Here is a 26,670-nt window from a genome sequence, read left to right as displayed (position 1 = left end):
CACCCATGACCACGCCCCACGACAAGGTAGTCGCCGCTCTCCGGTCCTCGATGAAGGAGACCGAACGGCTGCGCAAGCAGAACCGGCAGCTCCTGGACGCGGCCGCCGAGCCCGTCGCCGTCATCGGCATGGGCTGCCGCTACCCCGGCGGCGTCGCCTCGCCCGAGGACCTCTGGGACCTCGTGGCGGCCGGCACCGACGCCACCGGCGGCTATCCGGAGGACCGCGGCTGGGACCTCGGCGCGCTGGCGGACGCCGGCGTCGACGAGCGCGGCACCCGCGTCTCGCGGCGCGGCGGCTTCCTCGACTCGGTGTCCGGCTTCGACGCCGACTTCTTCGGCATCTCGCCGCGCGAGGCCGTCTCCACCGACCCCCAGCAGCGCCTGCTGCTGGAGACCTCGTGGGAGGCGTTCGAGCGGGCCGGCCTCGACCCGGCGGGCCTGCGCGGCAGCCGCACCGGCGTCTTCCTCGGCACCAACGGCCAGGACTACGCGTACCTGCTGGTGCGCTCCCTGGCCGACGCCACCGGCGACATCGGCACCGGCATCGCCGCCTCGGCGCTCTCCGGCCGCCTCTCCTACACCCTCGGTCTCGAGGGCCCGGCGGTGACGGTCGACACCGCCTGCTCGTCCTCGCTGGTCGCGCTGCACTGGGCGGTCCAGGCGCTGCGGGCCGGCGAGTGCACGCTCGCCGTCGCGGGCGGCGTCAACGTGATGGCGACGCCCGGCTCGCTGATGGAGTTCTCCCGGCAGGGCGGACTGGCCTCGGACGGGCGCTGCAAGGCGTTCGCCGACGGGGCCGACGGGACGGGCTGGGCCGAGGGCGTCGGTGTGCTGGTGCTGGAGCGGCTCTCGGACGCCCGCCGCAACGGGCACCCGGTGCTCGCGGTCGTCCGGGGCTCGGCGGTGAACCAGGACGGCGCATCCAACGGCTTCACCGCGCCCAACGGGCCCTCGCAGCAGCGGGTGATCCGCCAGGCGCTGGCGAACGCGGGGCTGTCGGGCGCCGAGGTCGACGCCGTCGAGGGCCACGGGACGGGCACGCCGCTAGGCGACCCGATCGAGGCCCAGGCGCTGCTCGCCACCTACGGGCAGGGCCGGGAGGACGGGCGGCCGCTGTGGCTGGGCTCGGTCAAGTCCAACTTCGGCCACGCCCAGGCGGCGGCCGGGGTCGCGGGCGTGATCAAGATGGTGCAGGCGCTGCGGCACGGTGTGCTGCCGAAGACGCTGCACGCGGACACGCCGTCCTCGCGCGTGGACTGGTCGGCGGGCGCGGTGCGGCTGCTGACCGAGGCGCGCGAGTGGCCGGGGGACGAGCGGCCGCGACGGGCGGGCGTGTCCTCCTTCGGGATCAGCGGGACGAACGCGCACGTGATCGTCGAGCAGGCGCCTGTCGTGGATCAGGCGGAGGCGCCGGGCTCGGCGCCTGGCGTGGTGCCGTGGGTGGTCTCGGCGAAGTCGGGGGCCGCGCTGGACGCGCAGCTGGAGCGGCTCGGCGGCGTCGTCGGCTCGCCGGTGGACGTGGGGCTGTCGCTGGCCGGGCGGTCGCGGTTCCGGCACCGGGCGGTGCTGGTGGACGGGGTCGAGGTTGCGCGTGGGGTGGCGGGGGAGCGGTCGACGGCGTTCCTGTTTTCGGGGCAGGGGTCGCAGCGGTTGGGGATGGGGCGGGAGTTGTACGCCCGGTTCCCGGTGTTCGCGTCAGCCTTCGACGAGGTGTGTGCGGAGCTGGATCCGGATTTGCGCGAGGTGGTCTGGGGTTCTGATGCGGAGCTGTTGAATCGGACGGAGTATGCCCAGGCGGGGCTGTTCGCCGTCGAGGTGGCGCTTTACCGTCTCGTCGAATCGTTCGGTGTGGAGCCGGAGTTCGTGGCCGGGCACTCGATTGGCGAGGTGGCGGCTGCGCATGTGGCCGGGGTGTTCTCGCTGGAGGATGCCTGCACGCTGGTGAGCGCTCGCGGGCGTCTGATGCAGGCGCTGCCGTCCGGTGGTGCGATGCTCGCCGTGCAGGCGACGGAGGACGAAGTCCTGCCGCTGCTGGGCGAGTTCGTGTCGATCGCGGCCGTCAACGGTCCGACCTCCGTGGTCGTCTCGGGTTCTCTCGAAGCGGTGGCGGCGATCGAGGCGCACTTCGCCGACCGCAAGACCACGCGGCTGAAGGTCTCGCACGCGTTCCACTCGCCGCTCATGGATCCGATGCTGGAGGACTTCCGCGAGGTCCTCAACGGACTGACGTACCAGGCCCCTTCGATCCCGCTGGTCTCCAATCTGACCGGCTCCCCGGGCGAGGACGTCACGACCCCCGACTACTGGGTGCGTCACGTCCGTGAGGCCGTCCGTTTCGCCGACGGCCTCGACGCCGTGCGCGCAGCCGGCGCCACGGCCTTCGTCGAGCTCGGTCCGGACGGCGTCCTCGCCGCCCTCGCCCAGCACGAGTCGGACGCCCCCGCACTCCCGCTCCTGCGCCGCGACCGGCCCGAGGAGCAGACCCTCGTCACCGCCCTGGCACGCCTGCACGTCACCGGCGTCCCCGTCGACTGGGCCCGGCTGTTCGACGGCACCGGCGCCCACCGCGTCGACCTGCCGACGTACGCCTTCCAGCACGAGCACTACTGGCCCGCCCTGGGCAACGGCGTCGGCGACGTCGCCTCCGCCGGTCTGCTGGCGGCGGACCACCCGCTGCTCGGCGCCGCCGTGCCGCTCGCGGGCACGGACAGCGTCGTCTTCACCGGCCGGCTCGCGCCCGGCACGGCGGCGTGGGACGGCGACGCGGACGTCTTCCCGTCGGCCGGGTTCCTGGAGCTGGCGATCCGGGTCGGCGACCACGTCGGCTGCGACCGGGTCGAGCGGCTCACCGTGACCCGGCCGCTCGCGCTGGACGCGGGCACCATGCTCCAGGTCCGGGCCGGTGCGCCGGACGGGTCGGGGGCGCGGACGGTGACGTTCTTCTCGCGCCCCGACGGCGGGCTCGACGAGCCCTGGACCGAACACGCCACCGGGGTGCTGACCACGGGAGCGCGCGCCGCCGACTTCGAGGCGGCGGTCTGGCCGCCGACCGGCGCGGTCGCGGACGACGCGGTCACGGACGGTGCCGGCGTCTGGCGGCGCGGCGAGGAGACCTTCGCCGAGGCCGAGCTCCCGGCCGAACTGGCGGGCACGGCAGCCGGGTTCGGGCTGCACCCCGCGCTGCTGGCCGCCGTCCTGCGGGCGGACGGCCGGGGGCTCGTCCCCGTGGCCTGGTCCGGGGTGTCGCTGCACGCCACGGGCGCCACGGTGGCGCGCGCCCGGCTGGTGCGGACGGGCGCGGACACGGTGTCGCTGGCCCTCGCCGACGCGGCGGGCGAGCTCGTGCTCTCGGCGGAGTCCGTGGAGCTGGGTGAGCCGGCCGCCGCCTCTCACGGGGCGAACGGGTCATTGCTGCGGCTGGAATGGGTCGCGGCTGTGCCCGCCCGGCCGGTGGGCGTTCGGTCCGTAGAGGTCGCCGGGCTGTCCGAGCTCGGTGACGACGTGCCGGAGGTCGTGGTCGTGCCGGTGGCGGGCGGTTCGACGCCCGAGCGGGTGCACGAGGTGACGGCGTGGGCGCTGGGCCTGGTGCAGGAGTGGCTGGCGGAGCCGCGGTTCGCGGATGCGCGCCTCGTCCTCGTCACCCGGGGCGCGGTCGACGGGGTGTCGGACCTCGCGGGCGCTGCCGTGTGGGGCCTGGTGCGGGCGGCGGAGTCGGAGAACCCGGGCCGCTTCGTGCTCGTGGACACGGACGGCGAGCTCCCGTTGGACGCCGTATTGGCGACCGGAGAGTCGCAGGTGGTGGTCCGCGACGGTGCCGTGCGCGTCGGCCGGCTGACCCGGGCTCCCGGCGGTGGGTCGTCCGCGGGCTGGGGCGAGGGAACGGTCGTCGTCACGGGCGGCACTGGCGGTCTTGGCCGTCTCGTCGCACGCCACTTGGTGGCGGAACACGGCGTCCGGGACCTGCTGTTGCTGAGCCGCCGCGGGGGCGTCGGTGTGTGGCTGGAGGACCTGCGCGAGCTGGGCGCCGACGTCGAGGTCGTGGCCTGTGACGCCGCCGATCGCGAGGCGCTCGCCGAGGCCCTGAAGGGCCGGACGATCACGGGCGTCGTGCACGCGGCGGGTGTGCTGGACGACGGCGTCGTGAGCGCACTGACGCCCGGGCGACTCGCTGCCGTCCTGCGTCCCAAGGTCGACGCGGCGTGGAACCTGCACGAGCTGACCAAGGACCAGGACCTCAAGGCCTTCGTCCTGTTCTCCTCCATCTCCGGTGTCCTGGGCAGCGCCGGCCAGGGCAACTACGCGGCGGCGAACGTCTACCTCGACGCGCTTGCCGTCTGGCGCCGTCAGAACGGCCTGCCCGCCCAGTCCCTGGGCTGGGGTGCGTGGGTGCCGACCGCCGGCATGACGGGCACGCTCACCGAGGCCGACCTGCACCGCATCCGCTCCTCCGGCGTCCCGCCGCTCACCGAGGAGGACGGCCTCGCGCTGCTCGACGCCGCGATGGCCGTCGACGAGCCGTACCTGGTCGCGACCGGCCGCATGGCCGCGGGCGCCCGCCCGCGCGGCGAGGTGCCGACGATGTTCCGCGCCCTCCTGCCCGCCGGGCGCCGCACCGCCGTGAGCACCACGGGCACGGCCCTCGCCGCCCGCGTGTACGAGCTGCGCGAGGGCGACCGCCTGCGCCACCTCGTCGACCTCGTCCGCGCGGAGGCCGCCGGCGTCCTCGGCCACGCCTCGGGCCAGGCGGTCGACCCCGGGCGGGAGTTCCGGGACCTCGGCTTCGACTCCCTCACCGCGATCGAGCTGCGCAACCGCCTGGCCGACGTCACCGGGTTGCGGCTTCCGGCGACGATGGTCTTCGACTACCCGACCCCGCACGCCCTCGCCGCGCACCTCCTCGGGGAGCTCCTCGACGATGAGGACGAGGTGGCGGCACCGGTGGCCACGACCGCCGACGCCGGGGAGCCGATCGCGATCGTCGGCATGGCCTGCCGCCTGCCGGGCGGCGTGCGGACCCCCGAGGACCTCTGGCGGCTCCTGAGCGAGGGCCGCGACGGCATCACCGACTTCCCGACCGACCGCGGCTGGGACCTCGACGCGCTCTTCGGCACCGGCCACGGCGTGAGCGCCACCCGCCAGGGCGGCTTCCTCGCCGGCCTCGGGGACTTCGACGCGGGCTTCTTCGGGATCTCTCCGCGCGAGGCCCTCGCGATGGACCCGCAGCAGCGCCTGCTGCTGGAGACGTCCTGGGAGGCCTTCGAGCGGGCGGGCATCGACCCGACCGCGCTGCGCGGCAGCCGGACCGGCGTCTTCGTCGGCACGACGGGCCAGGACTACGCCTCGCTGGTGATGAACTCCCGGGAGGAGGTGGAGGGCCACGCGAGCACCGGGCTGGCCAACAGCGTGATCTCGGGCCGGGTGTCCTACTGCTTCGGCCTGGAGGGCCCGGCGCTCACGATCGACACCGCCTGCTCCTCCTCGCTCGTGGCGATGCACCTGGCCGCGCAGTCCCTGAACAGCGGCGAGTGCACCCTGGCCCTGGCCGGCGGCGTGACCGTCCTGTCCACACCGATGAGCTTCCTCGGCTTCACCCGCCAGGGCGGGCTGGCCCCGGACGGGCGCTGCAAGGCCTTCGCGGACGGCGCGGACGGGACGGGCTGGTCGGAGGGCGCCGGCGTGCTGGTGCTGGAGCGCCTCTCGGACGCGCAGCGCAACGGGCACCCGGTGCTGGCCGTCGTGCGCGGCAGCGCCGTCAACCAGGACGGCGCCTCCAACGGCCTCACCGCCCCCAACGGCCCGTCCCAGCAGCGCGTCATCCGCCAGGCCCTCGCCAACGCGCGCCTGTCGGCCGGAGAGGTCGACGCCGTCGAGGCGCACGGCACGGGAACGATGCTCGGGGACCCGATCGAGGCGCAGGCGCTGCTCGCCACGTACGGGCAGGCGCGTGAACTCCCGCTGTTCCTCGGCTCGGTGAAGTCCAACCTCGGACACACCCAGGCGGCGGCCGGGGTCGCGGGCGTGATCAAGATGGTGGAGGCGATGCGGGCGGGCGTGCTGCCGAAGACGCTGTACGTCGACGCGCCGTCCTCGCACGTCGACTGGTCGGCCGGCGCGGTGGAGCTCCTGACGGAGGCGCGCGAGTGGCCCGAGGCCGGGCGCCCTCGCCGGGCCGGGATCTCGTCGTTCGGGATCAGCGGGACGAACGCCCACGTGATCGTCGAGCAGGCGGCTGTCGTGGATGACGCGGAGGCGCCGGGCTCGGCGCCCGGCGTGGTGCCATGGGTGGTCTCGGGAGCGTCGGGGGCCGCGCTGGACGCGCAACTGGCCGGGCTCGCCGGGGTGGCCGGCTCGTCGGTGGACGTCGGGCTGTCGCTGGCCGGGCGGCCGCGGTTCGGGCACCGGGCGGTGCTGCTGGACGGCGCCGAGGTGGCGCGCGGTACGGCGGGAGAGCGGCGGCTCGCGTTGCTGTTCTCGGGGCAGGGGTCGCAGCGGCTGGGGATGGGGCGGGAGTTGTATGCCCGGTTCCCGGTGTTCGCGGAGGCGTTCGATGCGGTGTGTGCGCAGTTCGATCTGCCCGTCCGCGATGTGGTGTGGAGCTCGGACGAGGAGCTGCTGGACCGGACGGAGTTCGCCCAGGCCGCGTTGTTCGCGGTCGAGGTGGCGTTGTACCGGCTCGTCGAATCGCTGGGCGTGCGGGCCGAGTTCGCGGCGGGCCACTCGATCGGTGAGATCGCGGCTGCGCATGTGGCCGGGGTGTTCTCGCTGGAGGACGCCTGCACGCTGGTGAGTGCTCGTGGCCGTCTGATGCAGGCGCTGCCGTCCGGTGGTGCGATGCTCGCCGTGCAGGCCGCGGAGGACGAAGTCCTGCCGTTGCTGGGCGACTTCGTGTCGATCGCGGCCGTCAACGGTCCGACCTCCGTGGTCGTCTCGGGCTCTCTCGAAGCGGTGGCGGCGATCGAGGCGCACTTCGCCGACCGTAAGACCACGCGGCTGAAGGTCTCGCACGCGTTCCACTCCCCGCTGATGGATCCGATGCTGGCGGACTTCCGCGAGGTCCTCAACGGACTGACGTACCAGGCCCCTTCGATCCCGCTGGTCTCCAACCTCACCGGTGAGCTCGGCGGCGAGGACGTCACCACCCCCGACTACTGGGTGCGCCACGTCCGCGAGGCCGTCCGCTTCGCCGACGGGATCCTCGCCCTCGACGCAGCCGGTGCCACGGACTACCTGGAGCTCGGCCCCGGTGGCGTGCTCACCGCCCTCGCCGCGCAGAACCTCGACGAGGGCGGTGACCGCGTCGCGGCCCCCGCGCTGCGCCGCGACCGGCCCGAGGAGCACACCCTCGTCACCGCCCTCGCCCGCCTGCACGTCACCGGCGTGCCTGTCGACTGGGCCCGGCTGTTCGAGGGCACCGGCGCCCGCCGCACCGACCTCCCGACGTACGCCTTCCAGCGCGAGCGCTACTGGCCCGCCCAGGCCGCGCACACGGGCGACGTCACCGGCGCGGGCCTGCAGTCGGCCGAGCACCCGCTGCTGGGCGCGGTGGTCTCCCCGGCCGACTCGGGCAACGTGCTGCTGACCGGCCGGCTGTCGCTGAAGGCGCAGCCGTGGCTGGGCGACCACCGGGTGGGCGGCGTGGCCGTGTTCCCGCCGACGGGGTTCCTGGAGCTGGCCGTCCGGGCCGGTGACCAGGTGGCCTGCGACCGGGTCGAGCGGCTGACGCTCGCCGAGCCGCTGGTGCTGCCCGAGGACGGCGCCGTCGTCGTCCAGCTGGTGGCCGGCGCGCCGGACGAGGCCGGGACGCGTTCGCTGAGCTGCTACGCCCGGCCGGCGGAGGCCGTGGACGGCCCGTGGACCTGTCACGCCACCGGCGCGCTGGCCGTGGGCGAGCGGGAAGCCGGTTTCGACGCCTCCGCGTGGCCCCCGGCGGACGCGGTGGCGGTGGATCCGGCGTCCTGCCACGACCCGCTGGACCACGGCCCGGCGTTCCGCACGCTGCAGGCGGTGTGGCGGCGGGGCGACGAGGTGTTCGCGGAGGCCGTCCTGCCGGGCCGGGCCGAGGACGCGGCGCCGTACGGGCTGCATCCGGCGCTGCTGGAGGCGGCCGTCCAGATCGCCGCCCTCACCGGGGCGGACGACGGCGCGCGGCTGGTGCCCACGGACTGGCGCGACGTGACGCTGCACGCGACCGGCGCGGCCGTCGTGCGGCTGCGGGTCGCGAGGGCGGGCGAGGACGCGGTGTCCGTGGAGGTCGCGGACGCGGCGGGCGGCCCCGTGCTGTCGGCCGGGTCGCTGACGCTGGGCGAGCCGGCCGCCGTGGCCGAGCGGGCCGACCTGGCCGGGGCGCTGCTGCGGCTCGACTGGGTGGACGTCCCGGCGCGCGCCACCGCGCCCGTGCGGGCCGTCACGCTGGGCGAGGACGTGCTGTCGCTCGCCGACGTGCCGGGAGAGGTGCCGGAGGTCGTGCTCGTGCCCGTGGCGGGCGGTTCGACGCCCGAGCAGGCGCACGAGGTGACGGCGTGGACGCTGGGCCTGGTGCAGGAGTGGCTGGCCGAGCCGCGCTTCGCCGACGCCCGCCTGGTGTTCGTCACCCGGGGCGCGGTGCCGGGCGGGGAGGTCGCGGACCTCGTCGGCGGCGCGGTCTGGGGTCTCGTCCGGGCGGCCGAGGCGGAGAACCCGGGCCGGTTCGCCCTGCTCGACGTCGAGCGTGCGTCGGACGTCGAGGCGGCGCTGCCCGTCCTCTGTGCCCAAGTGGACGGCGGCGACTTCCAGTTCACTGCGCGGGCCGGAGCCGTCCGGGTGGGCCGGCTGGCCCGGGTGGCTCCCGGTGAACCCTCGACGGGCTGGGGCACGGGCACCGTGGTGATCACGGGTGGCACCGGCGGTCTGGGTCGTCTCGTCGCCCGGCATCTCGTCACCGAACACGGCGTGCGGGAGCTGCTGTTGCTGAGCCGCCGTGGTGGCGCGTCCGAATTGGTGGAGGAGCTGGCGGGGCTGGGTGCCCGTGCGGAGGTCGTGGCCTGTGACGCGGCCGACCGCGAGGCGCTCGCGCAGGCTCTGGGCGGTCGGACGATCACGGGTGTCGTGCACGCGGCCGGTGTGCTGGACGACGGGATCGTCACCGCGCTGACCCCCGAGCGCCTGTCGACCGTCCTCCGTCCCAAGGTCGATGCCGCCTGGAACCTGCACGAACTGACCAAGGACCAGGACCTCAAGGCCTTCGTCCTGTTCTCCTCCATCTCGGGTGTGATGGGTACGGCCGGGCAGGGCAACTACGCAGCAGCCAACGTCTACCTCGACGCGCTTGCCGTCTGGCGCCGTCAACAGGGCCTGCCCGCCCAGTCCCTGGGCTGGGGCGCCTGGGTGCCGACGGCCGGCATGACGGGCACGCTCACCGAGGCCGACCTGCACCGCATCCGCGCCACCGGAGTCCCGCCCCTCACTGAGGAACAGGGCCTCGCCCTGCTCGACGCCGCCATGGGAACCGACGAGCCCTACCTCGTCCCCATCGGCCGCGCCACCGGCCCGGCCCGGATGCCCGGCACCGTGCCCGCGCTGCTGCGCGGCCTCGTCCGCGGCGCCCGCCGCACGGCGGAGTCCTCCGGCGGCCGCACCGGCGCAGTGGCCGCGCTCGCCGCCCGCCTCACCGAACTGCGCGAGGCCGACCGCCTGCGCCACGTCGTCGACCTGGTCCGCACCGAGGCCGCCGGCGTCCTCGGCCACGCCTCGCCGCAGGCCGTCGCCGCCGACCGCGACTTCCACGACCTCGGCATCGACTCCCTCACGGCACTCGAACTGCGCAACCGCCTGACCGCCGTCACCGGCCTGCGCCTGCCCGCCACCCTGGTCTTCGACCACCCGACCTCCGCCGTCCTCGGCGCACACCTGCTCGGCGTGCTCCTCGACGAGCAGGACGCGGCGGACGGCGCCGCGCTGTTCGGCCAACTCGACCGCCTGGACGCGGCCCTGGCGGACGCGGACACCGACGAGGCGACCCGGAACGCGGTTTCCCTCCGGCTGCGCCGAATGCTGGAGAAATTGCGAAACCAGGACGCGCAGAATGCCGAGGACGCCATTGCGGAGCGGCTCGAAGCAGCGAGCGCGGACGAGGTCCTGGCCTTCATCGACAACGAGCTCGGCCGTCTGAGCGACCGCTGACCGACCCCGCCTCATCACAGGAAGGCACCACCCCCCATGTCGAACGACAGCAAGCTCGTTGACTACCTCAAGTGGGTCACGGCCGACCTGCACCAGACACGCCAACGACTGCTGGAGGCCGAGTCGGGCCGGCACGAGCCGATCGCCATCGTCGGCATGGCGTGCCGCCTGCCGGGCGGGGTGACCACCCCCGAGGAGCTCTGGCGGCTGGTCGCGGACGGGCAGGACGGCATCACCGGGTTCCCCGCCGACCGCGGCTGGGACATCGCGGCGCTGCTCGGCGAGGGCAGCGGCAGCAGCGCCGCGATCGAGGGCGGGTTCGTCGCGGCCGGCGAGTTCGACGCGGGCTTCTTCGGGATCTCGCCGCGCGAGGCCCTCGCGATGGACCCGCAGCAGCGCCTGCTGCTGGAGACGTCCTGGGAGGCCTTCGAGCGGGCGGGCATCGACCCGGCGGGCCTGCGCGGCACCCGCACCGGCGTGTTCGTCGGCACGGCGGGCGTCGACTACGTCGGCGTGGTGATGAACTCTGACGAGGACATGGAGGGCCACGCCACCACCGGCCTGACGGCGAGCGTGCTGTCCGGCCGGGTGTCGTACACCTTCGGTCTGGAGGGCCCGGCGGTCACCGTCGACACGGCGTGCTCCTCGTCGCTCGTGGCGATGCACCTCGCGTCGCAGGCGCTGCGGGCCGGCGAGTGCACGCTGGCCCTCGCGGGCGGCGTCACCGTGCTGTCGACGCCGATGAGCTTCTCCGGGTTCTCCCGGCAGGGCGGGCTCGCTCCGGACGGGCGGTGCAAGGCGTTCGCCGACGCGGCGGACGGGACGGGCTGGGCGGAGGGCGCAGGCGTCCTGGTGCTGGAGCGGCTCTCGGACGCCCGCCGCAACGGGCACCCGGTGCTCGCCGTCCTGCGCGGCTCCGCCGTCAACCAGGACGGCGCGTCGAACGGACTGACGGCGCCCAACGGCCCGTCCCAGCAGCGCGTCATCCGCCAGGCGCTGGCCGCCGCCGGGCTGTCGGCCGCCGAGGTCGACGCCGTCGAGGGCCACGGGACGGGCACGCCGCTCGGCGACCCGATCGAGGCCCAGGCACTCCTCGCCACCTACGGGCAGGACCGTGAACAGCCCCTCCTGCTCGGCTCGCTGAAGTCCAACATCGGCCACACCCAGGCCGCGGCGGGCGCGGCCGGCGTGATCAAGACGGTGATGGCGCTGCGGCACGGCGTGCTGCCGAAGACGCTGCACGTCGACACGCCGTCCGCCGAGGTGGACTGGTCGGCGGGGGCCGTCGAGCTGCTCACCGAGGCCCGGTCCTGGCCGGAGGTGGACCGGCCGCACCGCGCGGGCGTGTCCGCGTTCGGGATCAGCGGCACGAACGCGCACGTGATCGTCGAGGAGGCCGTGGAGGAGGATGCCGCGGCCGACGACCCGTCGGTCGTGCCCGGCGTGGTGCCGTCGGTGGTCTCGGCGAAGTCGGAGGAGGCGCTCGACGCGCAGCTGGAGCGGCTCGCCGGAGTCGGCGGTTCCCCCGTGGACGTCGCCCTCGCGCTCGCGGGCCGCTCGCGGCTCGGGCACCGGGCGGTGCTGGTGGACGGGGTCGAGGTTGCGCGTGGGGTGGCGGGGGAGCGGTCGACGGCGTTCCTGTTTTCGGGGCAGGGGTCGCAGCGGTTGGGGATGGGGCGGGAGTTGTATGCCCGGTTCCCGGTGTTCGCGGAGGCGTTCGATGCGGTGTGCGCTGCGATGGACGTGCCCTTGCGCGAGGTGGTGTGGGGTTCGGATGCGGAGCTGCTGAATCGGACGGACTTTGCTCAGGCGGGGTTGTTCGCGGTCGGGGTGGCGCTGTTCCGCCTGCTCGAATCGTTGGGTGTGGAGCCGGAGTTCGTGGCCGGGCACTCGATCGGTGAGGTGGCGGCTGCGCATGTGGCCGGGGTGTTCTCGCTGGAGGATGCCTGCACGCTGGTGAGTGCTCGTGGCCGGCTGATGCAGGCGCTGCCGTCCGGTGGTGCGATGCTGGCGGTGCAGGCGACGGAGGACGAAGTCCTGCCGTTGCTGGGCGAGTTCGTGTCGATCGCGGCCGTCAACGGTCCGACCTCCGTGGTCGTCTCGGGTTCTCTCGAAGCGGTGGCGGCGATCGAGGCGCACTTTGCCGACCGTAAGACCACGCGGCTGAAGGTCTCGCACGCGTTCCATTCGCCGCTGATGGATCCGATGCTGGAGGACTTCCGGACCGTCCTGAACGGGCTTACGTACAGCTCCCCTTCGATCCCGCTGGTTTCCAATCTGACCGGCTCCCTGGGCGAGGACGTCACGACCCCCGACTACTGGGTGCGTCACGTCCGTGAGGCCGTCCGTTTCGCCGACGGCCTCGACGCCCTGCGCGCAGCCGGCGCCACGGCCTTCGTCGAGCTCGGTCCGGACGGTGTCCTCGCCGCCCTCGCCCAGCACGAGTCGGACGCCCCCGCACTCCCGCTGCTGCGCCGCGACCGGCCCGAGGAGCAGACCCTCGTCACCGCCCTGGCCCGCCTGCACGTCACCGGCGTCCCGGTCGACTGGGCCCGGCTGTTCGACGGCACCGGCGCCCGCCGCGTCGACCTGCCGACGTACGCCTTCCAGCACGAACGCTACTGGCCGCGCCCGTCCCGCCGCATCGGCGACGTGACCGGCGCCGGCCTCTCGCCCGCCGAGCACCCGCTGCTGGGCGCGACCGTCGCGCTCGCGAACGCCGAGGGCACGCTGCTGACCGGCCGGCTGTCGCTGAAGGCGCAGCCGTGGCTGGGCGACCACCGGGTGGGCGGCGTGGCCGTGTTCCCGCCGACGGGGTTCCTGGAGCTGGCCGTCCGCGCCGGTGACCAGGTGGCCTGCGACCGGGTCGAGCGGCTGACGCTCGCCGAGCCGCTGGTGCTGCCCGAGGACGGCGCCGTCGTCGTCCAGATCCAGGTGGACGCCCCGGCGGCCTCCGGTGCCCGCCCGGTGCGGATCTTCTCCCGGCCGGATGCCGACGCCGACGCCGAGTGGACGGAGCACGCCTCGGGCGAGGTCGTCCGCGGCGAGCGCACCGCCGAGTTCGACGCCTCGGTCTGGCCGCCGAAGGGCGCGGTCGTCGCCGACCTGACCGGGCTCCGGGAGGAGGCGGACCTCGGTCCGGCCTTCGACGGGCTGCGGTCGGTCTGGCGGCGCGGCGAGGAGACCTTCGTCGAGGCGGCCCTGCCGGGCGACGCGGCCGACGAGGCCGCCGGGTTCGGCGTGCACCCGGCGCTGCTGGCGGCCGTGGTGAGGGCGGACGGCCAGGGGCTGGTGCCGGTCGCGTGGTCCGGGGTGTCGCTGCACGCCTCGGGCGCGTCCGTGGTGCGTGCGCGGATCGTGCGGACGGGCGAGGAGACGCTCGCGCTCGCCGTCGTGGACGCCGCCGGGGAGCCGGTGCTGTCGGCCGAGGCCGTGACGCTGGCCGAGCCGGCCGCCGTGGTGCAGGGAGCGGCCGCGGCGGGCTCGCTGCTGCGGCTGGAGTGGGTGCCCGCGCCGTCGCGTGCGGGTGAGCGCGTGACGGCGGTGACGCTGGGCGGCGAGGTCGCCGAGCTGTCCGAGCTCGGGGATGACGCGCCGGGTGCCGTGGTGGTCCCGGTGGTGGGCGGTTCGACGCCCGAGGACGTGCACGAGGTGACGGCGTGGGCGCTGGGCCTGGTGCAGGAGTGGCTGGCGGAGCCGCGGTTCGCGGACACGCGCCTGGTGTTCGTCACCCGGGGTGCGGTCGACGGGGTGTCGGACCTCGCCGGTGCTGCCGTGTGGGGCCTGGTGCGGGCGGCCGAGTCGGAGAACCCGGGCCGGTTCGTGCTCGTGGACGCGGACGGCGAGCTCCCGCTGGACACGGTGCTCGCCGTGGGTGAGCCGCAGGTGGTGGTCCGCGACGGCGTCGTCCGGGTGGGCCGGCTGGCCCGGGTGGCTCCCGGTGAACCATCGACGGGCTGGGGCACGGGCACCGTGGTGATCACGGGTGGCACCGGCGGTCTGGGTCGTCTCGTCGCCCGGCATCTCGTCACCGAACACGGCGTGCGGGAACTGCTGTTGCTCAGCCGCCGTGGTGGCGCGTCTGAGCTGGTGGAGGAGCTGGCGGGGCTGGGTGCCCGTGCGGAGGTCGTGGCCTGTGACGCGGCCGACCGCGAGGCGCTCGCGCAGGCTCTGGGCGGCCGGACGATCACGGGTGTCGTGCACGCGGCCGGTGTGCTGGACGACGGGATCGTCACCGCGCTGACCCCCGAGCGCCTCTCGGCCGTCCTCCGTCCCAAGGTCGATGCCGCCTGGAACCTCCACGAACTGACCAAGGACCAGGACCTCAAGGCCTTCGTCCTCTTCTCCTCCATCTCGGGTGTGATGGGTACGGCCGGTCAGGGCAACTACGCCGCGGCCAACGTCTACCTGGACTCCCTCGCGCACTGGCGCCGCCACCAGGGCTTGCCCGCCCAGTCCCTGGGCTGGGGCGCCTGGATGCCCACCGCCGGTATGACCGGGACCCTCTCGGAAGCCGACCTGCACCGCCTCCACGCCTCCGGCGTTCCGCCGCTCACCGAGGAGGACGGTCTCGCGCTGCTCGACGCCGCGATGGCCGTCGACGAGCCGTACCTGGTCGCGACCGGCCGCATGGCCTCCGGCGCCCGCCCGCGCGGCGAGGTGCCGACGATGTTCCGCGCCCTGCTGCCCGGCGGGCGCCGCACGGCCTCCGCGACCGGCACCGGCGCCGCCACCATGACGGCCTTGGCCGCCCGCCTCTACGAGCTGCGCGAGGCCGACCGCCTGCGCCACGTCGTCGACCTGGTCCGCACCGAGGCCGCCGGCGTCCTCGGCCACGCCTCGCCGCAGGCCGTCGCCGCCGACCGCGACTTCCACGACCTCGGCATCGACTCCCTCACGGCACTCGAACTGCGCAACCGCCTGACCGCCGTCACCGGTCTGCGCCTGCCCGCCACCATGGTCTTCGACCACCCGACCCCCGCCGCGATCGCCGACCTCGTCCTCGCGGAGGTGCTCGGGCAGCACGACGAGCCGCTGGCCCCGGCCGCGGCGGCCGCCGCCACCGCCGACGACCCGATCGCGATCGTCGGCATGGCCTGCCGTCTGCCCGGCGGGATCGGCACGCCCGAGGAGCTGTGGGCGCTGGTCGCCGAGGGCCGCGAGGGCATCTCCGACTTCCCGACCGACCGCGGCTGGGACCTCGACACCCTGCTCGGCGGCGGCCCCGGCGACCGGGGGCGCAGCGCCACCGCCAAGGGCGGCTTCCTGCACGGGGTGGCCGACTTCGACGCCTCCTTCTTCGGCATCTCGCCGCGCGAGGCGCTCGCCATGGACCCGCAGCAGCGGCTCCTGCTGGAGACGTCCTGGGAGGCCGTCGAGCGCGCCGGGATCGACCCGACGGCGCTGCGCGGCAGCCGGACCGGCGTCTTCGTCGGCACCGGTGGCCAGGACTACCTGACGCTCGTCATGAACGCCCGGGAGGACATCGAGGGCCACGCGAGCACGGGCCTGGCCGCGAGCGTGGTCTCGGGCCGGATCTCCTACACCTTCGGCCTGGAGGGCCCGGCGGTCACCGTCGACACGGCGTGCTCCTCTTCCCTGGTGGCCATGCACCTGGCCTCGCAGTCCCTGCGCAGCGGTGAGTGCACGCTCGCGCTGGCGGGCGGCGTCACCGTGATGTCGTCCTCGCTCGGCTTCCCCGGCTTCACCCGGCAGGGCGGGCTGGCTCCGGACGGGCGCTGCAAGGCGTTCGCGGACGGCGCGGACGGGACGGGCTGGTCGGAGGGCGCCGGCGTGCTGGTGCTGGAGCGCCTCTCGGACGCCCGCCGCAACGGGCACCCCGTCCTCGCCGTCGTGCGCGGCAGCGCCGTCAACCAGGACGGCGCCTCCAACGGCCTCACCGCCCCCAACGGCCCGTCCCAGCAGCGCGTCATCCGCCAGGCCCTCGCCAACGCGCGCCTGTCGGCGGCGGACGTCGACTTCGTCGAGGGCCACGGCACGGGCACGACCCTGGGCGACCCGATCGAGGCCCAGGCACTCCTGGCCACCTACGGGCAGGAGCGCGAACGCCCGCTGCTGCTCGGCTCGCTGAAGTCCAACATCGGCCACACCCAGGCCGCGGCCGGCGCGGCGGGCGTGATCAAGGCCGTGCTGTCGATGCAGCACGGTGTGCTGCCCCGCACGCTGCACGTGGACGCGCCGTCCTCGCACGTCGACTGGACGGCCGGTGACATCCGGCTGCTCACGCGGGCGGAGGAGTGGCCGCAGACCGGCCGGCCGCGCCGCGCGGGCGTGTCGGCCTTCGGGATCAGCGGCACCAACGCGCACGTGATCGTCGAGCAGGCGCCGCCGGCCGAGACCCCCGCGCCGGAGCCGTCGGTGGCGCCGGGCGTGGTGCCGTGGGTGCCGGCGGGCAAGTCGGAGGCCGCGCTGGACGCGCAGCTCGCACGACTGGAAGGGCTGGACGCCTCGCTGGTCGACGTGGGCCTCTCGCTGGCCGTAGGGCGGTCGCGCTTCGCGCACCGGGCGGTGCTGCTGGACGGCGCCGAGGTGGCCAGGGGCGTCGCCGACGGCGAGCGCAGGACGGCACTGCTGTTCTCCGGACAGGGCGCCCAACGCCTGGGAATGGGGAAGGAGTTGTACGCCCGCTTCCCCGTTTTCGCCGAGGCCTTCGACGCGGTGTGCGCGCAGTTCGATCTGCCCGTCCGCGATGTGGTGTGGGGCTCGGACGAGGAGCTGGTGAACCGGACGGAGTTCGCCCAGGCCGGGCTGTTCGCGGTCGAGGTGGCGCTGTACCGGCTTGTCGAATCGCTGAGTGTGCGGGCCGAGTTCGTCGCGGGCCACTCGATCGGCGAGATCGCGGCGGCGCACGTCGCCGGGGTGTTCTCGCTGGAGGACGCCTGCACGCTGGTGAGTGCTCGCGGCCGGCTGATGCAGGCGTTGCCGGAGGGTGGCGCGATGCTCGCCGTGCAGGCCACGGAGGACGAAGTCCTGCCGCTGCTGGGTGACTTCGTCTCGATCGCGGCCGTCAACGGTCCGACCTCCGTCGTCGTCTCGGGCTCTCTCGAAGCGGTGGCGGCGATCGAGCAGCACTTCGCCGACCGGCGGACCACGCGGCTCAAGGTCTCGCACGCGTTCCATTCGCCGCTGATGGACCCGATGCTGGAGGACTTCCGCACCGTCCTCAACGGGCTTGCCTACGGCGCCCCTTCGATCCCGCTGGTCTCCAACCTGACCGGCTCCCTGGACGGCGACGTCACCACCCCCGACTACTGGGTGCGCCACGTCCGCGAGGCCGTCCGCTTCGCCGACGGGATCCGCACGCTGCACGCCGCCGGTGCGACCGACTTCCTGGAACTCGGCCCCGACGCGGCCCTCGCCCCGGCCGTCCGTCAGACCCTCGCGGACGCCCCGGAGGCCGTCGTCGAGCCGGCCGGCCGCCGTGGCCGTCCCGAGGAGACCGTCCTGCTGACCGCGCTGGCCCGTCTCCACGTCGTCGGCGTGCCCGTCGACTGGGCACGCCTGTTCGACGGCACCGGCGCCCGCCGCACCGACCTCCCGACGTACGCCTTCCAGCGCGAGCGCTACTGGCCGCAGACGCACGCCCCGGCCGCCGGCCCCGGCGCCGCCGCGCCGGACGACCCGCTGGACGCCCGCTTCTGGGCCGCCGTCGAGGGCGAGGACCTGGACGCGCTGGCCGCCGACCTCGCCGTGGACGGCGACGCGCTCGGCGCGGTGCTCCCCGCCCTGTCCGCCTGGCGGCGCCACCACCGCGACCAGTCCCTGCTGGACGCGCTGCGCTTCCACGAGTCCTGGCGCGCGCTGCCGGGCGGCTCGACGGCCCGGCCCTCCGGCCCGTGGCTGGTGGTCACGCCGGCCGAGGACGGCGACGAGGCGTGGACGGAGGCGGCCTGCGAGGCCGTCGGACCGGACGCCCTGCTCCTGTCCGTGCCCGCCCCGCAGCGCGCCGAGCTCGCCGCGCTGCTGCGCGAACTGCCCTCGACCGGGCGCCCGTTCACCGGCGTCCTGTCCCTCCTCGCGCTCGGCCGCGGCACCGACCCGGCCGCGGTGACCCTCGCCCTCCTGCAAGCCCTGGGCGACGCGGACGTCACCGCGCCGCTGTGGAGCCTGACGCGCGGCGCGGTCGCCGTGGCCCGCACCGACGCGCCGACCGCGCCCGAGCAGGCCGCCGTGTGGGGCCTCGGCCGGGTCGCCGCGCTGGAGCACCCCCAGCAGTGGGGCGGCCTCGTCGACCTGCCCGGGGCACCGGACCAGACCGCGGTGCGCCGGCTGGCCGCCGTCCTCGCCGGCGCGGACGGCCCGGACGGCTCGGACGCCGAGGACCAGATCGCGATCCGCACGGCCGCCGTCCACGCCCGCCGCCTGGTCCCGGCCCCGGCCGGCGCAGCCGACGCGGGCTGGACACCGGGGGCGACCCCGGGCACCGTGCTGATCACCGGCGGCACCGGCGGCCGGGGCGCCGCGGTGGCCCGACAGCTCGCCGCCGCGGGCGCGAGCCACCTGCTGCTGGCGAGCCGCCGCGGCCCCGACGCCCCCGGCGCCGCCGACCTCGCCGAGGAGCTGAGCGGCCTGGGCGCCGCCGTGACGATCACCTCCTGCGACGCCGCCGACCGCGAGGCCCTCGCCGCCCTGCTGGCCGCGATCCCCGCCGACGCCCCGCTCACCGCCGTCGTCCACGCGGCGGGCACGGTCGACGACGGCGTCCTCGACGACCTGACGCCCGAGCGCCTCGCCGCCGTCCACCGGGTCCGCGCCGGGGCCGCCCTCCACCTCGACGAGCTGACCCGCGGCCTCGACCTGACGGCCTTCGTGCTCTGCTCCTCCGTCGCGGGCGCCGTCGGCACCCCCGGCCGCGCCACCCTGGCCGGCCCGGCCGCCGTCCTGGACGCGCTCGCCCAGCGCCGCCGCGCCGAGGGCCTGCCCGCCACCTCGATCGCCTGGGGCGCCTGGATCGGCGCCGAGTACACCGGCCCCGACGCGGGCACCCCGGCCGAGGAGGACGGCCGCACCCAGCGCGCCGCCGTCCCCGCCCTGCACCCCGAGCTCGCCCTGGCCGCGCTGCGCCAGGCCGTCACCCGCCCGGCCCCGGCGCTCGTGCTGCTCGACCTGACGCAGCCGCAGGTCCTGGAGAGCCTGGTCGGCCTGCGCGGCAACCCGCTGCTGCGCGACCTCCCGGCCGCCCGGCCCGCCCTTGAGGCCGCCGCCGTGGCCCGCCGCGACTACGCGAGCGCCGCCTCCGAGCTCACCGGCCGCCTGCGCGCCCTCACCCCGGCCGAGCGCACCGCCCTGCTCACCGACCTCGTCCGCACCCACGTCGCCGCCGTGCTCGGCTACGCCGACCGCTCCGCCGTCGCCCCGGACCGCAAGTTCCGCGACCTCGGCTTCGACTCGCTGACCGCCGTCGAACTGCCCGCCCGGCTCGGCGCGGCCACCGGCCTCAAGCTCCCCGCCACCTCCGTCTACGACTACCCGACCGCCCAGGCCCTCGCCGAGCACCTGCTGGCCGAGCTCCTCGACACCCCCGCCGGCCCGCTGCTGCCCGCCCCGCGGGCCGCGGCCGACGACGCCGACCCGATCGTGATCGTCGGCATGGCCTGCCGCCTGCCCGGCGGCGTCACCTCGCCCGACGAGCTGTGGCGCCTGGTCTCCGAGGGCGGCGACGGCATCGCCGGCTTCCCCGAGGACCGCGGCTGGGACCTGCGGACCCTGCTCGTCGGCGACCGCGACGGCCGCGGCCGCAGCGCCACCCTGGAAGGCGGCTTCATCGACGCCGTCGCCGACTTCGACGCCTCCTTCTTCGGCATCTCGCCGCGCGAGGCCCTCGCGATGGACCCCCAGCAGCGCCTCCTCCTGGAGACCTCCTGGGAGGCCCTGGAGCGCGCCGGGGTCGACCCGCAGCGGCTCGGCGGCAGCCGCACCGGGGTCTTCGTCGGCACCAACGGCCTCGACTACGCGACGCTCATGATGAACTCGCGCGAGGACATCGGCGGCCACGCCGGCACCGGCCTCGCGTCGAGCGTCCTGTCCGGCCGCATCTCCTACACGCTCGGCCTGGAGGGCCCGGCCGTCACCGTCGACACCGCGTGCTCCTCGTCCCTGGTCGCCCTGCACTGGGCCGCCCAGGCGCTCCGCAACGGCGAGTGCGGACTCGCGCTCGCCGGCGGCGTGACGGTGATGACCACGCCGGTGAGCTTCGCCGGCTTCACCGTCCAGAACGGCCTCGCCGCCGACGGCCGCTGCAAGGCCTACTCGGACGCCGCCGACGGCACCAACTGGTCCGAGGGCGTCGGCATGGTCGTCCTGGAGCGGCTGTCCGACGCGCGCCGCAACGGGCACCCGGTGCTCGCCGTCGTGCGGGGCAGCGCCGTCAACCAGGACGGCGCCTCCAACGGCATCACCGCGCCCAACGGCCCGTCCCAGCAGCGCGTCATCCGCCAGGCCCTCGCGAGCGCCGGACTGTCCGCCGCCGAGGTCGACGCCGTCGAGGGCCACGGCACCGGCACCGCCCTCGGCGACCCGATCGAGGCCCAGGCGCTCCTCGCCACCTACGGCAGGAACCGCGAACGGCCGCTGCTGCTCGGCTCGCTGAAGTCGAACATCGGCCACACCCAGGCCGCCGCCGGGGTCGCCGGAGTGATCAAGACCGTGCTCGCCATGCGGCACGGCGTGCTGCCGAAGTCCCTGCACATCGACCGGCCGTCCGCCGTCGTGGACTGGACGGCGGGCTCGATCGACCTGCTCACCGAGGCGCGGCCATGGCCCGAGGTCGACCGGCCCTGGCGCGCCGGGGTGTCCTCGTTCGGGATCAGCGGCACCAACGCGCACGTGATCCTCGAACAGGCGCCCGCCGCGGCCGAGCCCACCGACGACCAGCGGGTGCTGCCCGCCGTCGTCCCGTGGGTGCTCTCCGGCCGCTCCGAGGACGCGCTGGAGACCCACCTCGCCCGCGCCTGCGCGCTCGAACTCTCCCCGCTGGACATCGGGTTCTCGCTCGCCGCCGGACGCTCCGCCTTCGAGCACCGGGCCGTGCTGCTCGCGTGCAGCGAGGGCCTGACGGAGGTGGCCCGCGGCGTCGCGGCGGCCCGCTCGACGGCCTTCCTGTTCTCCGGCCAGGGCTCGCAGCGCCTCGGCATGGGCCGGGAACTGTACGCGCGCTTCCCGGTGTTCGCGGACGCCTTCGACGCGGTGTGCGCGGTGCTGGACGAGCACCTGGACCAGCCGCTGCGCGCGGTCGTGTGGGGCGAGGACGCGGAGCTGCTGAACCGGACCTCGTACGCCCAGGCCGCGCTGTTCGCGGTCGAGGTGGCGCTCTACCGGCTCGTCGAATCCCTGGGCCTGCGGCCGGACTTCGTCGCGGGCCACTCGATCGGCGAGATCGCGGCGGCGCACGTCGCCGGGGTGTTCTCGCTCGGCGACGCGTGCGCCCTGGTGGCGGCGCGCGGCCGGCTGATGCAGGCGCTGCCGTCCGGCGGCGCGATGCTCGCCGTGCAGGCGACGGAGGACGAAGTCCTGCCGCTGCTCACCGAGTTCGTCTCGATCGCGGCCGTAAACGGTCCGGCCTCCGTCGTCGTCTCGGGCTCTCTCGAAGCGGTGGCGGCGATCGAGGCGCACTTCGCCGACCGCCGGACGTCCCGCCTGCGGGTGTCCCACGCCTTCCACTCGCCGCTGATGGACCCGATGCTGGAGGACTTCCGCACCGTCCTCGACGGCCTCTCCTACGGCACCCCGTCGATCCCACTGGTCTCCAACCTGACGGGCGCGCTGGGCGGGGAGTTCACCAGCCCCGACTACTGGGTGCGCCACGTCCGCGAGGCCGTCCGCTTCGCCGACGGAGTCCGCGCCCTGCGCGAGGCCGGCGCGACCGCCTTCCTCGAACTCGGCCCCGACGGCGTCCTCACCGCCCTCGCCGACCAGAGCCTCGGCGAGGACGCGGACTGCGTCCGCGCCGCCGCCCTGCGCAAGGACCGCGCCGACGAGCGCACCCTGCTCACCGCCCTCGCCGCGCTCCACACGGCCGGCGTCCCGGTCGACTGGGCGGCCCTGTTCGACGGCACCGGCGCCCGCCGGGTCGACCTGCCCACCTACGCCTTCGACCACCGCCGCTACTGGCCGCGCCCGGCCGCCCTCTCCGGCGACGTCGCCTCCGTCGGCCTCGTCCCGGCCGACCACCCGCTGCTCGGCGCCGCGGTGCCGCTCGCCGACGACACCGACGGCGTGCTGTTCACCAGCCGCCTCGCCCTGCGCGTCCACCCGTGGCTGCTCGACCACCGGATCGGCGGCCGGCTCGCCTTCCCCGCCGCCGCCCTCGTCGAACTGGCCGTCCGGGCCGGCGACCAGGTCGGCTGCGGCAGGATCGCGGAGCTGACGCTCGGCGACCCGCTGCCGCTCGCCGAGGACGACGAACCCGTCGTGCAGGTGCGCGTCGGCGCGCCCGACGACACCGGCGCCCGCCCGGTGGCCTGTTACGCCCGCCCCGGCGACGCCGCCCCCGACGAGCCGTGGACGCGCTGCGCCACCGGCACCCTCGTGCCCCAGGACACCGACCTGCCGGACTACGCCCAGGCGGCCTGGCCGCCGGCCGGCGCGCTCGCCGTCGACCTGGACGGCTTCTACCGCGAGCCCGGGCGCGGCCCGGCGTTCCGGGGGCTGCGCGCCGCCTGGCTGCGCGGCGAGGAGGTGTTCGCCGAGGTCGAGCTCGACGGCGAACCCGCCGATGACGCCCGCTACTTCGGCCTCCACCCGGCCCTGCTCGACGCCGCCCTGCACGCCGCCGTCCTGATCGGCGTCGGCACCGAGGAGCAGCTGCCGCAGCCCCGGGCCTGGCAGGGCGTGGCCCTGCACGCCGGGGGAGCGGCCGCCCTGCGGGTGCGCGTCGCCCGCCTCGGGGAGGACACGGTGTCCGTCACCGCCACCGACCCGGCGGGCGGCGCGGTGCTGACGGTCGGCTCGGTCGTCCTGCGCGCCCCGCAGGCCGCCGCTGCCGCCGCCCGCACCGGCCGCGACCCGCTGTTCCGGATCGAGTGGGTCCCCGCCCCGGCCACGCCGCCCGCCGCCACGGCGCCGAGCTGCACCGCGCTCGGCCGGGACGCCTACGGCACGGGATCCTCGGCCGCGACCCTCGCGGACCTCGGCCGCCCGGTGCCCGACCTCGTCCTGGTCGCCCTGGACGGCCCGGCCGGCGACGTCCCCGAGGCCGTCCACGCGCACACCACGCGGGTGCTCGCCCTCGTCCAGGACTGGCTGGCCGACGACCGCGCCGCCGCCTCCCGGCTGGTGTTCGTGACCAGGGGCGCCGTCCGGGCCGCCGACGGCGAGACCGTCCGCGACCTGCCCGGCGGCGCCGCCTGGGGCCTGGCCCGCACCGCGAACTCCGAGCACCCCGGCCGCTTCGCCCTGCTCGACGTCGAACGGACCGAGGACGTGGCCGCGGTGCTGCCGCTGCTGCCCGGCCTGCTGGCCGACGGCGAGGCCCAGTTCGCCGTCCGCGGCGGCGCCCTGCGAGTGGGCCGGCTGGCCCGGCTCGCGGACGCCGCGGGGCTGTTGCCCCCGGCGGGCACGCCCTGGCGGCTGGACGTCGCCGAGGACGTGGCCCTGGTCCCGTCGCCCGAGGCGGCCGGGCCGCCCGCGACCGGGCAGGTCGCCGTCGCCGTCCGGGCCGCCGCGGTTCACGGACACGGCACCGGCGCGGCCGGCGTGGTGACGGCGGTCGGTGACGGCGTGCCGGACCTGCGCCCGGGCGACGAGGTGTTCGGCGTGCTGGCCGCCGGGCCGAAGGCGGTCGCCGACCGGCGCCTGCTGGCCCCGCTGCCCGCCGGCTGGTCCTTCGGGGCCGCCGCCGCCCTGGCCGCCGACTTCGTCCCCGCCCGGCAGGCCCTCGGCGGCCCGGCCGTCCAGGCCGGCCGGACCGGCTGGACCGTCCACGTGCACGCCACCGCCACCGGACCGGCCACCGCCGCCGTCCGGCTCGCCCTGCTCCTCGGCGCCGACGTCTCCGCCACGGCCCCCGACGGCCTGCGCGAGACCCTGCTCGGCCACGGCCTGCCGCCCGAGCGACTCCTCGGGCGTGCGGCGGCGGGCACCGACCTCGTCCTCGACGACGACGCCTTCGCCCACCTGCCCGCACCGGACGCCGACGAGCTCGCCGCGATCCTCGCGGAACTCGCCGCCCTCGCCGGACGCGGCGAACTCACCGCGCCGCCCGTCGCCGCGCGCGACATCCGCGACGCCCGCACCGCCGGGGACCCGTACCAGCGGACCGTCCTCACGATGCCCGTGGAGCGCGACCCCGACGGCACCGTCCTGATCACCGGCGGCACCGGCGCCCTCGGCCGCCACCTCGCCCGCCGCCTCGCCGTCACCGGCGCCCGCCACCTGCTGCTCACCAGCCGGCGCGGACCGGACGCCCCCGGCGCGGCCGAACTCCTCGCCGACCTGGCGGCCCTCGGCGCCGAGGCGCGCGTCGTCGCCTGCGACACCGCCGACCGTGCCGCCACCGAAGCGCTGCTCGCCGGCATCCCCGCCGAGCACCCGCTCACCGCCGTCATCCACACGGCCGGTGTGCTGGACGACGGCATCGTCACCGCGCTCACCCCCGAGCGCCTGTCCGCCGTCCTGCGGCCCAAGGTCGACGCCGTCTGGCAGCTCCACGAGCTCACCCGCCACCTCGGCCTCGCCCAGTTCGCCGTCTTCTCGTCCATCGCAGGCGTCATGGGCAGCCCCGGCCAGGGCAACTACGCCGCGGCCAACGCGTTCCTGGACACCCTGATCGACCACCGAAGGTCGCTCGGCCTCGCCGGCACCTCGCTCGCCTGGGGCCCGTGGGCCCAGGAGGCGGGCATGACGAGCGAGCTCAGCGAGACCGACATGCGGCGCATGCAGTCCGGCGGCATCCCGCCGCTCTCCGTCGAGCAGGGCCTCGCCCTGTTCGAGGCCGCGCTCGGCTCCACCGAACCGCTCGTCATCCCGATGGGCCTGGCCGCCGGGGGCATGCGCCCCCAGGGCGACGTGCCGCCGCTGTTCCGCGGACTCGTGCGCGCCGCCCGGCGCACCGCCTCCGGTGCCGGCGCGAGCGGTGCCGACGCGGCCGCCGACTTCACCCGGCAGCTGCTCGACCTGAACGAGCGCGACCGCATGCGCTACCTCGTCGACACCGTCCGCGCCGAAGCCGCCGCCGTCCTCGGCCACCCCTCCCCGGAGGCCGTCGACGCCGAACGCGACTTCTACGAGCTCGGGTTCGACTCGCTCACCGCCGTCGAACTGCGCAACCGGATCGCCGCCGTCACCGGCCTGCGGATGCCCGCCACCGTCGTCTTCGACAGCCGCTCGCCCGTCGAGCTCGCCACCTGGATCCGCAGCGAGCTCGCCAACCAGCGCACCGAGGACGGCGAGGGGGCACCCGTCCTCGTCTCCAGCGGCGAACCCGAACTCGACTCCCTGGAGCGCCTGTTCACCGACGCCCTGGCCAACGGCAAGGTGCCCGAGGCCCAACGCATGCTCGCCACCGTCGCCGCCCTGCGGCCCACCTTCGAGGCGACCGCCGAACTGGAGGACCTGCCCTGGGCGACCCGCCTCGCCGAGGGGCCCCGCCCGACCCGGCTGATCTGCGTCAGTGCGCCGACGGCCAACGCGGGCGTGCACCAGTACTCCCGGCTCGCCGCCCACTTCCGCGGCGAGCGCGAGGTGTCGGCGCTCCCGCTGGTCGGCTTCGCCACCGGCGAGCGGCTGCCCGCCACCCCCGAGGTCGCCACCCGGGTGATCGCCGAGAGCGCCCTGCGCGCCAGCGACGGCCACCCGTTCGTCCTCGCCGGCCACTCCTCCGGCGGCTCCTTCGCCTACGCCGCGGCCGGCCTGCTGGAGCACACGTGGGGCATCCGCCCGGCGGGCGTCGTCCTCTTCGACACGCTGAGCTTCCAGCACAACGCCGACGAGGGCACCGACTACACCGGCATGATGCGGCTCAACTTCACCGGCGCCGACTCGCCGGTGCGGCTGACCAACTCCCGCCTGTCCGCCATGGGCCGCTGGATGGTCCTCCTCAACCGCCTGGAGGTCCACCACACCACGGCCCCCGTCCTGCTCGTCACCTGCGACCGCGCCCTGACCGGCGTCGACGAGGCCCCCATCGAGCAGCGCGCCCAGGCCGAACCGCTCGTGCCGGGCGCCCAGGTGCGCGGCGTCGCCGCCGACCACCTGTCGATGATCCGCGAGGACTCGGCCCTCACCGCCGAGATCGTCGAGGAGTGGCTGCGCGGCCAGGAGTAGCGGCCGGGAGCAGCCGCAGGACGGACGGGCGTGCCGGGCACCTTCGGGTGCCGGGCACGCCCGTCCGCGCTTCGTGCTCCGGTGCCGTGGCTCTAGGGAAAACCGGGGCCGTCCGTGGCGAGACTGGGCGGGCGACGGGTCGGACCCGACGTCAGGAGTTCGCGCGCGCCGCCGAACCGGGCGTCCGGCCGGGCCCCACCCGCACGGCGTTCCCTGGCAGCCCCCCGGA

Annotated in this window: 2 protein-coding genes; both read left to right on the top strand. The window is 75.7% G+C overall.

All coding sequences use genetic code 11. The annotated features are described in order from the left end of the window. Nucleotides 1–5 precede the first annotated feature (5 nt). Nucleotides 6–10,160 carry an SDR family NAD(P)-dependent oxidoreductase gene (locus ACFXDE_RS06755; RefSeq protein ID WP_380491539.1) on the top strand — a complete coding sequence of 3,385 codons (10,155 nt, stop codon included), beginning with the start codon at nucleotides 6–8 and terminating at the stop codon, nucleotides 10,158–10,160. A 36-nt stretch (nucleotides 10,161–10,196) separates the two neighbouring features. After that, on the top strand, nucleotides 10,197–26,441 hold the full coding sequence (locus tag ACFXDE_RS06750) for a type I polyketide synthase (protein ID WP_380491537.1): 16,245 nt from the start codon (nucleotides 10,197–10,199) through the stop codon (nucleotides 26,439–26,441). Nucleotides 26,442–26,670: the final 229 nt, after the last annotated feature.

The sequence above is a fragment of the Kitasatospora sp. NPDC059408 genome, from assembly GCF_042751525.1.
Taxonomy (GTDB): domain Bacteria; phylum Actinomycetota; class Actinomycetes; order Streptomycetales; family Streptomycetaceae; genus Kitasatospora.
The sequence above is the reverse complement of the archived record's forward strand: the minus strand, read 5'-3'. Positions and strand labels throughout refer to the sequence as shown.